Annotated in this window: 11 protein-coding genes and 1 pseudogene; 7 read left to right on the top strand and 5 right to left on the bottom strand. The window is 62.6% G+C overall.

Annotation, left to right across the window (positions count from 1 at the left end; all coding sequences use genetic code 11):
• Window positions 1-102: 102 nt before the first annotated feature.
• From Q8X48_RS21165 to Q8X48_RS21175, 3 genes are read right to left on the bottom strand one after another with little or no spacing between them, the layout of a single operon-like run.
• A complete protein-coding gene (locus tag Q8X48_RS21165; protein WP_407801877.1) occupies window positions 103-1611 on the bottom strand; it encodes a tripartite tricarboxylate transporter permease in 1509 nt (502 codons plus the stop codon).
• Window positions 1612-1626: 15 nt separating this feature from the next.
• Window positions 1627-2112, bottom strand: coding sequence for a tripartite tricarboxylate transporter TctB family protein (locus Q8X48_RS21170; RefSeq protein WP_015094605.1), 486 nt, complete (start codon window positions 2110-2112; stop codon window positions 1627-1629).
• A 1-nt stretch (window position 2113) separates the two neighbouring features.
• Window positions 2114-3079, bottom strand: a complete 966-nt coding sequence (locus tag Q8X48_RS21175) for a tripartite tricarboxylate transporter substrate binding protein (protein ID WP_218479951.1) — start codon at window positions 3077-3079, stop codon at window positions 2114-2116.
• Window positions 3080-3436: 357 nt separating this feature from the next.
• Here Q8X48_RS21175 and Q8X48_RS21180 point away from each other — a divergent pair, with 357 nt between their 5' ends.
• The 5 genes from Q8X48_RS21180 (at window position 3437) to Q8X48_RS21200 (ending at window position 8851) form a co-directional block, all read left to right on the top strand.
• Entirely contained in the window at window positions 3437-3694 is a 258-nt protein-coding gene (locus Q8X48_RS21180) for a DUF2790 domain-containing protein (RefSeq protein ID WP_015094603.1), read from the top strand.
• Window positions 3695-3779: 85 nt separating this feature from the next.
• Window positions 3780-4451 carry a heavy metal response regulator transcription factor gene (locus Q8X48_RS21185; protein ID WP_007979096.1) on the top strand — a complete coding sequence of 224 codons (672 nt, stop codon included), beginning with the start codon at window positions 3780-3782 and terminating at the stop codon, window positions 4449-4451.
• An 8-nt stretch (window positions 4452-4459) separates the two neighbouring features.
• The gene (locus Q8X48_RS21190) at window positions 4460-5890 is read left to right on the top strand and encodes a heavy metal sensor histidine kinase (protein WP_126045369.1); all 1431 of its coding nucleotides are present in this window, start codon (window positions 4460-4462) and stop codon (window positions 5888-5890) included.
• A 107-nt stretch (window positions 5891-5997) separates the two neighbouring features.
• A complete protein-coding gene (locus Q8X48_RS21195) occupies window positions 5998-8385 on the top strand; it encodes a DUF3772 domain-containing protein (RefSeq protein WP_407802487.1) in 2388 nt (795 codons plus the stop codon).
• A gap of 199 nt (window positions 8386-8584) precedes the next feature.
• On the top strand, window positions 8585-8851 hold the full coding sequence (locus tag Q8X48_RS21200) for a hypothetical protein (RefSeq protein ID WP_407802779.1): 267 nt from the start codon (window positions 8585-8587) through the stop codon (window positions 8849-8851).
• On the opposite strand, the gene Q8X48_RS21205 is transcribed toward Q8X48_RS21200, so the two are convergent.
• Both Q8X48_RS21205 and Q8X48_RS21210 read right to left on the bottom strand, forming a co-directional pair.
• Window positions 8826-10316 (bottom strand): aldehyde dehydrogenase family protein, encoded by a 1491-nt coding sequence (locus tag Q8X48_RS21205; protein WP_407802488.1) that lies wholly within the window; start codon window positions 10314-10316, stop codon window positions 8826-8828. The genes Q8X48_RS21200 and Q8X48_RS21205 overlap by 26 nt on opposite strands.
• A gap of 101 nt (window positions 10317-10417) precedes the next feature.
• On the bottom strand, window positions 10418-10807 hold the full coding sequence (locus Q8X48_RS21210; protein ID WP_116583134.1) for a c-type cytochrome: 390 nt from the start codon (window positions 10805-10807) through the stop codon (window positions 10418-10420).
• Between the two features lie 282 nt (window positions 10808-11089).
• On the opposite strand from Q8X48_RS21210, the gene Q8X48_RS21215 reads away from it, so the two are divergent.
• A complete protein-coding gene (locus tag Q8X48_RS21215) occupies window positions 11090-12412 on the top strand; it encodes a hypothetical protein (protein WP_407802489.1) in 1323 nt (440 codons plus the stop codon).
• Window positions 12413-12685: 273 nt separating this feature from the next.
• Window positions 12686-13195: pseudogene (locus Q8X48_RS21220) on the top strand (cache domain-containing protein); the annotation flags it as partial.
• Window positions 13196-13375: the final 180 nt, after the last annotated feature.

The raw sequence follows: 13375 nt of genomic DNA on the forward strand, positions 1-13375 counted from the left end.
ATACTGCGTACACCCACTAACCCTGTGGGAGCGGGCTTGCCCGCGAAGGCGTCGGGTCAGGTGACCATTATTTCACTGACACACCGCCCCCACAGGGATTGCTCAATCATCCTCATGCAACTTGATCCCGCGTTTATGCAACACATAAGGCACCAACAGCACCAGCAGCGTCAGGGCGAGAAAGAACGCCGAGATCGGTTGCGTGACGAACACCGTCCAGTCGCCCTCGCCGATGGACAAGGCATTGCGCAGTTGTTTCTCGGCCATCGGCCCCAGCAGCATGCCGACGATCACCGGGGCGACGGGGAAGTCGAACCGCCGCATCAACACCCCGCCCCAGCCAATCGCCAACATCAACAGCAGGTCGAAAGATGAGTGACGCATGCCATACACGCCGATGGTGGCGAATACCAGGATGCCGGCATTCAGGTACGGCCGGGGGATCTGCAGCAGTTTGACCCACAGCCCCACCAACGGCAGGTTCAACACCAGCAGGATGACGTTGCCGATGTACAGCGAGGCCACCAGCGTCCAGACCAGGTCGGCGGAGGTTTCGAACAGCATCGGCCCCGGTTGCAGGTTGTAGTTCTGGAACGCGGCCAGGAGGATCGCCGCGGTGGCGGACGTCGGGATGCCCAGGGTCAGCAACGGCACCAGGGACCCGGTCGCGCTGGCATTGTTGGCCGCTTCGGGGCCGGCGACGCCTTCGATGGCGCCCTCGCCCTTGTTGGCGGAAAACTCCTTGGGGTACTTGCTGAGCTTGCGCTCGGTGGAATAGGACAGAAAGGTCGGAATCTCCGCGCCGCCGGCCGGAATCGAACCAAACGGAAAGCCGATCAGCGTGCCGCGAAACCAGGCAGGCACCGAACGTTTCCAGTCGGCGCGGCTCATCCATAACGAGGTCAGGCGATGCCGCCCTTCGTTCGATTCTTTTTGATAGAGCAAGCTGTACAAGGCCTCGCCCACGGCGAACAAACCGACCGCCACCAGCACCACCTCGATACCGTCCACCAGTTCGGGAACGCCCAGGGTGTAGCGGGCAATGCCCGAGGTCGAGTCCAGGCCGATCAAACCGATGGTCAGCCCGACGCCCAGCGAAGCAAACCCTCGCAGCATCGAGGCGCCGAGCACCGCCGACACGGTGGTGAACGACAGCACCAGGATCGCGAAATATTCGGTCGGGCCGAAATTCAGCGCCAGCCTGGCCACAACCGGCGCAAACAGCGTCAGCAAAACCGTGGCGATGGTGCCCGCGACGAAGGAGCCTATCGCCGCCGTTGCCAGCGCAGGGCCGGCGCGGCCGTTGCGTGCCATCTGGTTGCCCTCCAGGGCCGTGACCATGGAGGACGATTCACCCGGGGTGTTGAGCAGGATCGAGGTGGTGGAACCGCCGAACTGCGCACCGTAGTAGATACCGGCGAACATGATCAGCGCGCCGGTGGGGTCGACCTTGGCGGTGATCGGCAGCAGCAGGGCCACCGTCAGCGCCGGACCGATCCCCGGCAACACACCGATGGCGGTGCCGAGCAGGCAGCCGATGAACCCCCACATCAGGTTGATCGGGGTCAGTGCCGAGGAAAACCCCATCGCCAGGCTTGAAAGAATGTCCACGGTGTCTATCTCCTTTCAAAGCCAGATGTTGATCAGCGACGGCAGGGAAACCCCCAGCCCGGCGTTGAACAGCCAGTAGATCGGCAGGGTCAGGGCAATACCGATGGCCAGGTCCCGCAGCGGATGACGGCTGCCAAAACCCCGCGCCGAACAGGCGAACAACAACCCGGCGGCCAGCACAAAACCGATGAGGTTGATCAGCAGCGCCACCCCGACAAGCCCGGCGGTCACCCAGGCGGCGCCGGTTTTTCCTCCGGGCACCGTGCCCGTGTCGTCGTTATCCAGCTCGCGAAAACCGCCGCTGAGCGCCTGATAGCTCAGCAACAGACCCACAGCGCCGAGAAACGCCGCCACGATATAGGGGTAAACGTAGGCCGGGAGGATGACGAAACCCATTTCGGGAGGAAACCGGTAGGCACCCAACGCCAACATGACGCTGATGGCGATCAGGCCGATGCCGACCGCCAATTGCGTCGGCACCACTGCGCGCAGTGTGGCCATCTCAAAGCAGCCCGACCTTGACCAGCATGGCGCGCAACCGCACGTGTTCTTCCTCGACGAATTTGCCGAACTCATCGCCGGTCAACACGCTGGGCGTCCAGGCGTTGGCCTGGATATTGTCCTGCCAGACCTTGCTGTTGGTAGCGGCCACCACAGCGTCGATCACCTCTTTGCGCTGCTGCGGGGTAAGGCCCGCCGCACCGTAAACGCCGCGCCAGTTGCCGATCGTCACGTCATAGCCGCTCTCCTTGAGGGTCGGTGCGTCAATGCCGGGAACACGCTCCGGCGCGCCGATGGCCAGGACACGGAACTGACCGCTCTTGATGTACTGGCCCAGTTCGGCGAAACCGCCGGTGATTACCTTGAGCTGGCCGCCCAGCGCCTGGGCAACCACCTCGCCACCGCCACCAAACGCCACGTAGTTCACCTTGTTGACCGGCACGTCCAGCTTGCCCGCCAGCTCGGCAATGCCGATGTGATCCACCGAGCCCTTGGAGCCGCCGCCCCAGGTGATGCTCGTCGGCTTGTCCTTGAAGGCCTTGATCAGGTCATCGAGGGTCTTGTATTCCGATTCCTTGCGCACGGCGATCACGTTGTACTCGGTGAATAACCGGGCAATGGGCGTCACATCCTTCAGGCTGATCTGCGGTTTGTTCTGTTCGATGCCCGCGACCATGATCGCGCCGACCACCAGCAACGCATTCGGATCGCCCTTGGTGCTGTTGGCAAATTGCGCCAACCCCAGGGTCCCGCCCGCCCCACCCTTGTTCTCGAAGGTCACGGCCTTGGCCGTATTGGCTTCGACCATGGCCTTGCCCAGCACACGGGCAGTCTGGTCATAACCACCGCCCACCGAGCCCGGGGCCATGAATTTCACGGTATCGAGGGCGAAGGCCGGTGCGGCAAGCACGGCAGCGGTCAAACCGGCGGCCATGCAGCGACTGAAACGACGGATCAAAGCGGACATGGGCATCTCCTGATTGCGTTGTTTTTATAGGTGCCGTTTGCCCATCGAGGAGTTCGAAGAGCATGGGCCTGCAAACAAGCTTAGGCCATGGATCCGCGGGTTGCTGCTGCCCCCCTGTGGGAGCGAGCTTGCTCGCGATGGTCGTTAACGATTACACGGGTCATCTGTATAAACGCGGTGCCTTTGCGTCCATCGCGAGCAAGCTCGCTCCCACAGGGGGTTGCGGTGTTGCCGGCGGCGTTTCATTACAACTTTGTAATCGAGTTGTTGGTCGGCTGTCCGGATCACACCGTTAGCCTGAACTCACTGTCAGGCCAGACCCGGCAGCCACCCAGCCCTTGTAGAGAGAGATTCGTCATGAAACTGTTGATCGCGGGCTTTGCCGCCCTGCTCGCCACTGGTTCGGCGTTTGCCGCCACCCAGCCCACCTCGCCAATCATCCACGACCAGGACGGCTTCTATGTCCCGGTGGAAGTGGCCAAAGTGCTGTCCATGACCGACCTCAACGGCAAGTGCGGCATCGTGCCCGCGCAGTTCAACTACCTCGACCACCAGGGCCGCGAGCATCAACTGAACTATCAGGTTCAGGGTGTGAACTGCCTTGGCGAGAACTGAGCGGATGCCTGCCATCGCCGCCGATCGGGCTACACTTGCGCCACTGATGCGCCCCCGTAGCCCGACCGAACCAGGCGGATTTTCCATGAACATCCTCGTAGTCGAAGACGAACCCAAGGCCGGCAATTACCTGCTCAACGGCCTGCAGGAACTCGGATACACCGTGAACCTGGCGCGCGACGGCGTCGATGGCCTGCACCTGGCCCTGGAACATGACTTCGATGTGATCGTGCTGGACGTGATGATGCCGAAGATGGATGGCTGGGAAGTCCTGCGCCGCCTGCGCAAGGAAGCCGACACACCGGTGCTGTTCCTCACCGCCCGGGATGACATCGCCGACCGCATCAAAGGCCTCGAACTGGGCGCCGACGATTACCTGATCAAACCCTTTTCCTTCGCCGAACTGGTGGCGCGCCTGCGCACCCTGACCCGCCGTGGCCCTACCCGGGAAGACGAACACCTGCATGTCGACGACCTGCAGATCGACGTGCTCAAGCGTCGCGTCAGCCGCGCCGGCAACCGCATCACCCTGACCAACAAGGAATTTGCCCTGCTGCACCTGTTCGCCACGCATCAGGGCGAGGTGCTGTCACGCTCGATGATCGCCTCGCGGGTCTGGGACATGAATTTCGACAGCGACACCAATGTCGTCGATGTCGCGGTGCGCCGCCTGCGCCTGAAAATCGACGATCCGTTCCAGCTCAAGCTGATCCACAGCGTGCGCGGCATCGGCTATCGCTTCGACACACAACCTTGAATGCCCCCATGAATGCCATGACGCCGCTGCGATCCGCCTCTCGTCTGAGCCACTCCCTGACCCTGCGCCTGGCGCTGGTGTTCGCCCTGCTGGCGTTTGTCTCGCTGGCGCTGCTGGGCGTGGCGCTGTACCGCGACCTGGAACGCGAGTTGATCCATCGCGACGACATTGCCCTGATCACCCGCATCGACCAGTTGCGTACCTTCCTCAACGACAGCAACACCCTGGACCTGATAAAGGCCAAACCCGCGCTGTTCCAGAACATGATGGGCAACCGCGAGGCCCTGCTGACCATCGGCACCCCGGGGCAACCGCCGTTGCTGGTGGTCAACCCGGGCAACCTGAAAATGCCGGTGCTGACTCCGGTGGCGATGGATCATCGACTGACCCTGGACGACGTGCAGCATTTGCCCAACGTCAACGGCGTGCCGTTTTCCGCCCTGGCGGCGACCATCGACTCCGGGGACCTGGGCAGCCTGCAAGTGGTGACCGGGCGCCTGATGACCGAACGCACCGCCGTGCTCGCCGATTACCGGCTCAACGTCTACCTGTTCGCCACCCTGGCCGCGATTCTGCTGGCGTTGTCCGGGTACGTGCTGGTGCATCGCGGCCTGTTACCGGTGCGGCGCCTGGCCCGCCATACCCAGAGCATCGACGTCGGCAACCTCAACGAGCGCCTCGACAGCCAGGGCGCACCGCTGGAACTGCTGCCGATGATCGACGCCTTCAACGCCATGCTCGACCGCCTGGACAAAGGCTTTGTGCAATTGGGTCAGGTATCGACCGACATGGCCCACGAACTGCGCACGCCGATCAACAACCTGCTCGGCGAAACCCAGGTGGCCTTGCAGCAGAACCGCAGCACCGACGCCTATCAGCAGTTGCTGGCCTCCAATGTCGAAGAGCTTGAACGCCTGGCGCGCATGCTCGACAACATGCTGTTCCTGGCCCGCACCGATCCGCGCAGCGCCTTGCGCCAGCGTCAGGAACTGGATGCCGCCGACGAAATGCAACGCATGGCCGACTATTTCGAAGGCCCGGCGACCGACGTTGGCATCTGCATCAAAGCCCACGGCAGCGGTTTGATCTGGGCCGAGCCCATGTTGCTGCGTCGTGCACTGGCCAACCTGTGCGCCAACGCCATCAAGTACGGCGCGCCGCATACCGAGCTGTGCATTCACGCCAACCCGACCGCCGACGGCATCCAGGTGCAAGTGCGCAACCACGGCCAGACCATCCCGGCGCAGCATCTGTCACGGCTGTTCGAACGCTTCTACCGGGTCGATGAATCCCGCGAACGCTCGGCCCAATCCAACGGCCTGGGCCTGTCGATCGTGGCGACGATCATGCAACTGCACAACGGCGCCTGCCATGTCAGCAGTGCCGACGGCATCACCTGCTTCGAACTGTTTTTCCCGGCGCGGCAACAGCATGAGTAGCGCCCGGGCGAAAACCGGCCGGGCACTTTCGACAAAACATCGCTCAAGGGTGCGAGTCATGGCCTAACCTCATTGGCTAAGTGACTAACAACCCGTCGAGCTCGCCGATGTTCAATGTATGGAAGTCAATGATTTACGTCGCCTTCGCACTGCTGGTGGCGACCCCGGGATGGCTGTCGGCGGCGACCATGGCCGACACCCTTGCTCCCGCCCCCACAGCCCCGGTCATCAGCATCTCCGACAGCGAATTGCTGGGGTTGCAAAACCAGCTGAACAGCCTCAAGCAGCAGGTTTCCCAGGCCAGCACCTACACCCAGCTGGAAAGCTCACAGGACCTGGTGCTGGCACTGATCCAGAATATTGAAAGCCTCTCCACATCGCTGCTGCCTGGTCAGGCGCAGTTGCAGGCCCAACTCAACGTGCTGGGGCCAGTGCCGCTCGACGAGAGCCCACAGGTGACGTCTGGCATTACCACCCAACGAGACATCCTCAGCGAGCAAAAAAACAAGATCGACAACCAGCTCAAAACCCTGGCCGCGCTGAAAGTCAGTGCCGCCGAGCTGATCACCCAGATTGCCAGTATTCGCCGCAGCCTGCTGGAGGCGGAGGTGACCCAGCAGACCAACAGCATCCTGAACCCGCGGTTCTGGTCGCCATTGTTCAATCTTCCGCTCAATGACCGCCAACGTTTCAGCACCCTCGTCCAGCAACTCAAGGTCACGCACCAGGCGGCCTGGCAACCCGGTCAACGCGCAATCACGGCCTCCCTGCTGGTTCTGGCCCTGGTCATCTGGACCCTGGGGCGAAAATTCGCCGGTCGGGGTCTGGCGTGGCTGTGCATTCATCGAATGCCCGAAGGCCGGTTACGGCGCAGTTCCCTGGCATTGGCCTCGGTACTGGCGACGGTGCTGAGCGCCGGCATCGCCCTGCAATTGCTGCACTTTGCCGCGACCCGGCAACTGCCCTACACCCCGTTGCTGGCCGACCTGGCGCAATACCTGGAAAAGCTGGCCTATACCTGCGTGATGATCACCGGGTTGAGCCGCGCGTTGCTGTCGACCAAACATCCTTCATGGCGCCTGCCCGATATCGCCGATCCGGTGGCGCTGGCGATGGAACCCTACCCCAGGCGGCTGGCCAGCCTGCTGCTGGTGCTGGTGACACTGGTGCAGATGAGCAACGTCACCGGCATGAGCGCCGAAGTGGTGTTGTTCGGCCGGGGAATCGTGGCGTTGGTCGTGGCACTGGTGATCGGCGCGCTGCTGTTGCGCGTCAGCAAGACCCGACGGGCGCTGATCGTTGCCGGAGAGACTCCCGAAGGCGTCACCACGTCCGCCGGCCTGATTTATGTGTTTGCTGGCGTTGCCGTGGTGGTGTCCCTGTTCGCCCTGGTGATCGGCTACGTGACGATGGCCCGGTTCATCACCTATGAAATGGTGTGGATTTTCATCGTCTTCGCCGCGTTCTACCTGCTCACGCAGGTGTACCAGGACACCTGCGAATCGCTTTTTTCACCCAGGCAACCTACCGGCAAGGCGATCAAACAGCTGCTGGGCATCGGCAATCCACGCCTGGAGCAGATATGCACCGTGTTTTCCGGGGCGGGCCGCGCCATCCTGATGCTGGTCGGCGTCATTGCGTTGTTTGTCGGCGGCGTAGGTACGACGTTCGGGCAACTGGTCACCAGCACCGCGGCCATTCTCGGTGGCGAAGGGCTGCGCAAGCTGAACATCGTCCCGGACAACTTGATGCGTGCCTTCCTGACACTGCTGATCGGTGTCTACCTGATTCGCACGCTACGCCGCTGGCTGGACGGCGAGTTCCTGCCGAAGACCGAGATGGACCCGGGCATGTGCGCCTCGCTGAGCACCCTGTTCGCCAACATCGGATACGCGTCGATCGTGCTGCTCACGCTGTCGTCGCTGGGGATCAAGTGGACCAACCTGGCCTGGATCGTCAGCGCCCTGTCAGTGGGCATCGGCTTCGGCCTGCAGGAGATCGTGAAGAATTTCATCTCCGGCCTGATTTTGTTGACCGAGCGCCCGGTGAAGGTCGGCGACCTGATCAGCATCAGTGGCGTCGAAGGCGACATACGACGGATCAACGTACGGGCCACGGAAATACAACTGGCCGACCGTTCGATCATGATCGTGCCCAACTCGCACCTGATTTCGCAGAACCTGCGCAACGTCACCCTCGGCGGCAGCGCCCAGGGCGTGGTGATACTCGAGCTGATGTTCCCGCTGGATATCGATCCGGAACTGGTGCAAAACCTGCTGATGGACAGCTACACCGAGCACGAATCCATCCTGGATAAACCGGCGCCGTTCTTGCGCTTCAGCCAGTTGAAACCGGAAGGCATCACCTTGACCATCACCGGCTACGTCGGCAGCCCGCGCACGGTCGGGGCGATCAAGAGCGAGCTGCTGTTTGAAATTCTCAAGCGGCTGGGTGCCGCCGGTATTGAACTGGCGAAACCGCCACCGGCAGCGTGATGTGGGAGCGATGGTGCAGCCGACCATCCTCTTACAGATTCACGCAAATCAAACTGTAGGAGCTGGCTCGTCGGTTCGCCGCATCGCAGCGATGGTCGTTAACGATAACGCGTGTGAACCGGATAAACGCGGCGCACTTGAGCCCATCGCCGGCCGGCTCCTACAGACGCGGTCCCTTGTGGGAGCTGGCTTGCCAGCGATGGTCGTCAACGATAACGCGGGTGAACTGGATGATCGCGGCGCACTGGAGTCCATCGCCAGCAGGCTGGCTCCTACAGACGCGGTCTCCATAGGAGCTGGCTTGCCAGCGATGGTCGTTAACGATAACGCGTGTGAACCGGATAAACGCGGCGCACTTGAGCCCATCGCCGGCAAGCCGGCTCCTACAAGACCGCATTATCTTGACGTTTTTCGCGAGCAAGCTCGCTCCTACAGGTTGATCAATGCGCGATACACACCGACTTGAGCTCGGTGTAGGCCTCGATCACCGCGCGACCGAACTCGCGGCCCATGCCCGATTGCTTGACGCCACCGAACGGCATCGCCGGGTCGAGCAACACGTGGGCGTTGACCCACACCGTGCCGGCTTCGATACGCGGCACCAGGTTCATGGCTTTGCCCAGGTCATTGGTCCACAGGCTCGCGGCCAGACCGTAGCGGTTGTCGTTGGCCAGTTCGATCACGGTGTCTTCGTCGTCGAACGGCATCACGCCCAGCACCGGGCCGAACACTTCTTCACGGGCCACGGCCATGCTGTGGTCGATGTCCGCCAGGATGGTCGGCTGCACGAAAAAGCCGTCGCCTTGCAGCAACTCACCGCCAGTGACCACCCGCGCACCTTCCCGGCGGGCCAGTTCGATATGCTTGAGCACGCTTTGTTGTTGCTTGCGCGACACCAGCGGGTTGATCGCCGCGTCGCCGTTCATGCCCGCGCCAATCGGCATCGCCGAGACGGCGGCGGCCAGGGCCTCGACGAATCTGTCGTGGATCGAGCGGTGCACATAGAAGCGCGATGCCGCGGCGCAGACCTGGCCGTTGTTCAGCAAGCCACCGAGGATCGCGCCCTGCACGGCTTTTTCGATGTCGGCATCGGCGAGCACGATCATCGGGTTCTTGCCGCCCAGTTCCAGCGAGAAACGCGTCATGTTTTCCATGCACGCCACGCCGACGCTCTTGCCCACGGCGGTGGAACCGGTGAACGACACCTTGCTCACCAGTGGGTGCGAGGTCAGCACGCCACCGACCGAGGCACCGCCACCGGTGACCACGTTGAACACGCCGGCCGGGATGCCGGCGTCCAGCGCCAGCTCGGCCAGGCGCATGGCGGTCAGCGGAGTTTCCATCGCCGGCTTGATGATCACCGTGCAACCGGTGGCCAGGGCCGGCATCAGCTTCCAGGCGGCGATCAGCAGCGGGAAGTTCCACGGCACGATGCCGACCACCACGCCCACCGGCTCGCGCTTGGTGAACGCGGTGAATTTGGCGCCCGGTGGTAGCGGGATCGACACGTCGAAGGTCTGCCCTTCGATCTTGGTCGCCCAGCCGGACATGTAGCGCATGAACTCCACGGTGGCGTTCAGGTCCAGCGCACGGGCCATGTTGATCGACTTGCCCTGGCTCAGGGTTTCCAGCTGGGCCAGTTCTTCGGCGTGTTCTTCGACCAGGCGGGTGAAGTTCAGCAGGATGCGCTCACGGTCGGCCGGGCGCAGGCTCGACCACACACCGGATTTGAACGCCTTGTGCGACGACTGTACAGCGCGCTCGACGATCTCCAGCGGCGCATCCAGGGTTTCGCACAGGGTTTGCCCGGTGGCCGGGTTGACCACGGCGATGCTGTCGCCCTCGGCAAACACCCACTGGCCGTCAATGAAGCAGCCGTGACGACGTTCGAGGAATGCAGCCACCTGGGGCAGGATTTCAACGTTGCTCATAATTCACCTTTCATTCAGATGCAGGAGCCGACTCAAGGCCGTCTTCGCTGGCAAGCCAGCTCCCACAGGGGTTGGTGGTTGTCAGGCGGAAATTCGACTGATCAGTGTTGTTCTTTGAGGAAGCACGCGACCGCCTGGCGGTCGTCGGCGGACGCCAGGCCCATGTACGGCATGTAGGTGCCGGGCACGTAGGCCTGGGGCTGGGTGATCAATTGCGTGATGTTCTCGGCTTGCCAGCTGACGTCTTTGTCGCGCATGGCCTGGGAGTAGCTGAAGCCCGGCAGCGAGCCGGACTTGCGCCCGTACACGCCGAACAGGTTCGGCCCCATCATCCCGGTCGTACCCTGGGTCACCGCGTGGCAGACGCTGCACTCAGTGGCAAACACTTCGGCACCACGCTGGGTATCCGTGGCGCACTCGGCGGCAGACACCGCCTGAACCAGGGTGAAGGACAGCAAGCCGATGAGGGGCAAACGCAGCGAAGTGAACATAAGAAAACGCCCTTGAAAATCCACGCGCTCGCCAGCAGGCGAACACAACACCAAAAAACGCCGAGGCCAGGGTGCTTCGGCAGCTTGGTGGGGATTGTCGGTGGTCGCCGGCCGGCAGGTTTTGCCCTGCGTGCCAGTTATGTTGGCCGGGCTGCCAAACCGGACAATCTGGCATGCACAACCAACTAATTGGCAAACAGGGAAAAGGGCGAACGAAAGGCGCGACTTAGTATCCGGGCAGACCGCAAACCTGCGCTCAAGAACAAGAACGGATGCCACACCATGCTCAAGTCCCCCTTGCTTCGTCTCTCGACGCTCGCGCTGATGATCAGCGCCGGCCAGGCCAATGCCTATGAGCTGTACGCCGATGATGACAGCCATCTGAACGCCACCCTCGAAGCCGCGTTCGGCATTTTCCACAGCCAGGAAAACTACGCCCTGTCCGGCCGTCTCGACGAAGGTTCCTCGTCGTGGCGCGAGGGCTACATCAAATACGGTTTGAGTTTCGACAAGGGCCTGGGCGGTGCGGGCACGGCTTACGGCGCGGGCAACCTGCTCAGCTCCGGCACCTGGGGCGATGGCGATGCCGCCGGTTTCAGCGATGGCTCGGAACGCACCACCAAGTTCGAAGACGCCTACCTCGGCTGGCGTTCGGCCGACCTGTTTGGCGCATTGGGCAAGGACGGTGTGGACCTGTCCTTCGGCCGCCAGAACATCGTGGTCGGCGATGGCTTCCTGATCAACGGCGACGCCCTGAATATGGGCAAGGGCCTGGCCGACGGCGAGTTCAACCGTGGCGGCGCCTACTACCTGGCCGCTCGCAAAGCCTTCGACGAAACCGCCGTATTGCGCCTGGGCGGCAAGGAAGGCTGGCGCAGCGACCTGATGTGGCTCAAGTCCGACAACCGCGCCCAGGCCAAGACCGAAATGTACGTCGGCACCCTGGAACACGTGGCCGAGGCCGGCACGGTGGGCCTGACCTACATCAAGACCACCGACATCGACGAGCAGTACGCCTCGCCGATCCAGCTCGAACGCGACGGCATGAAGACCTATAGCGTGCGCGCGGCGGGCAATGCCGGAGTGAAAGACCTGTTCCTGTCCGGCGAGTACGCCAAGCAGGACAAACCCCACGCCGCCACCGAAGACGCCTGGTACCTGGAAGCCGGCTGGACCTTCTCCGAGGCGATCTGGACCCCGAACGTCAGCTACCGCTACAGCCGCTTCTCGGAAGGCTACGACACCTTGTTCTACGGCATGAGCCGTGGTTATGGCACCTGGTTCCAGGGTGAAGTGGCGGGCAACTACGCCGGGCCGTTCAACAGCAACTCGCGGATTCAGAACGTCGGGCTGAAAGTCTCGCCGCTGGAAAACCTCAACCTGGGCGCGCTGTACTTCAACTTCGACACCATCGATCGCAGCCTGGGCAATACCGACGGCCACGAAGTCGACCTGTATGCCGAATGGCACGTCAACGACCACCTGACCGTGATGCCGCTGGTGGGCATCTACCAGCCGGACAAGAGCGCCGAAAACGGCGGCACGCAACTGGGCAACAACGACCGGAACGTCTACGCCCAACTGCTGTTCGTCACCGGTTTCTAACCTCGGTCGTGGGCAATGGCAGCGTCATTGCCCACGTGGAAAAAGGTATTTCCAATGCACAAGAAACTCCTGACGATCCAGAGCAAGATCGCCCTCCTCGCCGGGCTCTGCCTGCTGCTGGTCGTCGGCCTGCTGATGGGCTTGTCGCTCTATCAGACTCACAAGAGCAGCCAGCAGGTTGCACAAGCCAGTGGTGACATGCTCGCCAATGCGGCCAGGGAACACATGCAGGCCCTGGGCAAAGTGCAGGCCATGCAAGTGCAACGCACCTTCATGCAGACCCACGAGTACGGTCAGGGGTTATCGCGCTACCTGTTGTACCTGCGACAACTGCAACAACAGGGCAGCCTGACCCGCCAGCAACTGCGCCGGGAGCTGAGTACCCAGCTTCACCAGGCCTTGATCGACAAGCCCGACCTGCTCGGGCTTTATGTCATTTTCGAACCCGGTGGACTCGACGGCGACGACGCCGCTTTCGCCCATCAGGCGGACATTGGCAGCAACGAAACCGGGCGCTTCGCCCTGTATTGGGTGCAGAGCAAACCCGGCGAGCTGCAAGCGGTGATCGGCGACGAAGGCCTGCTCGCCAACACCGAGCCGGGGCCGAGCGGTGCGCCCTACAACGCCTTCTATACATGCGCCCGCGACACCCGTCAGGCCTGTGTGCTCGAGCCCTATTTCGACGAGGCGTCCGGCAGCCGCAAACTGGTGACCAGCGTGGCCTTCCCGCTGCTGGAAAACGGCAAGGTGATCGCCGTGGTCGGGCTCGACATCAACCTCGCCGCCCTGCAACAGAACAGCCAGGCCAGCGCCCGTGAGTTGTTCGAAGGCAACGGTCAGATCAGCATCGTCAGCCCGCGCGGGGTGATCTCCGCCAACAGCCAGGACGTCAGCCGCCTCGGCCAGCCGATGGACAGCGCCGAGGTGATGGACGCCTTGCACCGGGGCAAACCCAAGGTGTTT

The sequence above is a fragment of the Pseudomonas sp. QLc11A genome (genome assembly GCF_052112305.1).
Classification (GTDB): Bacteria; Pseudomonadota; Gammaproteobacteria; order Pseudomonadales; family Pseudomonadaceae; genus Aquipseudomonas; species Aquipseudomonas laurylsulfatiphila.

Bases quoted from the DNA above. Each gene is read 5' to 3' on its own strand.
- Q8X48_RS21170 (WP_015094605.1), bottom strand. From the start codon at position 2,112: ATGGCCACACTGCGCGCAGTGGTGCCGACGCAATTGGCGGTCGGCATC.
- Q8X48_RS21175 (WP_218479951.1), bottom strand. From the start codon at position 3,079: ATGTCCGCTTTGATCCGTCGTTTCAGTCGCTGCATGGCCGCCGGTTTG.
- Q8X48_RS21180 (WP_015094603.1), top strand. From the start codon at position 3,437: ATGAAACTGTTGATCGCGGGCTTTGCCGCCCTGCTCGCCACTGGTTCG.
- Q8X48_RS21185 (WP_007979096.1), top strand. From the start codon at position 3,780: ATGAACATCCTCGTAGTCGAAGACGAACCCAAGGCCGGCAATTACCTG.
- Q8X48_RS21190 (WP_126045369.1), top strand. From the start codon at position 4,460: ATGAATGCCATGACGCCGCTGCGATCCGCCTCTCGTCTGAGCCACTCC.
- Q8X48_RS21195 (WP_407802487.1), top strand. From the start codon at position 5,998: ATGTTCAATGTATGGAAGTCAATGATTTACGTCGCCTTCGCACTGCTG.
- Q8X48_RS21200 (WP_407802779.1), top strand. From the start codon at position 8,585: ATGGTCGTCAACGATAACGCGGGTGAACTGGATGATCGCGGCGCACTG.
- Q8X48_RS21205 (WP_407802488.1), bottom strand. From the start codon at position 10,316: ATGAGCAACGTTGAAATCCTGCCCCAGGTGGCTGCATTCCTCGAACGT.
- Q8X48_RS21210 (WP_116583134.1), bottom strand. From the start codon at position 10,807: ATGTTCACTTCGCTGCGTTTGCCCCTCATCGGCTTGCTGTCCTTCACC.
- Q8X48_RS21215 (WP_407802489.1), top strand. From the start codon at position 11,090: ATGCTCAAGTCCCCCTTGCTTCGTCTCTCGACGCTCGCGCTGATGATC.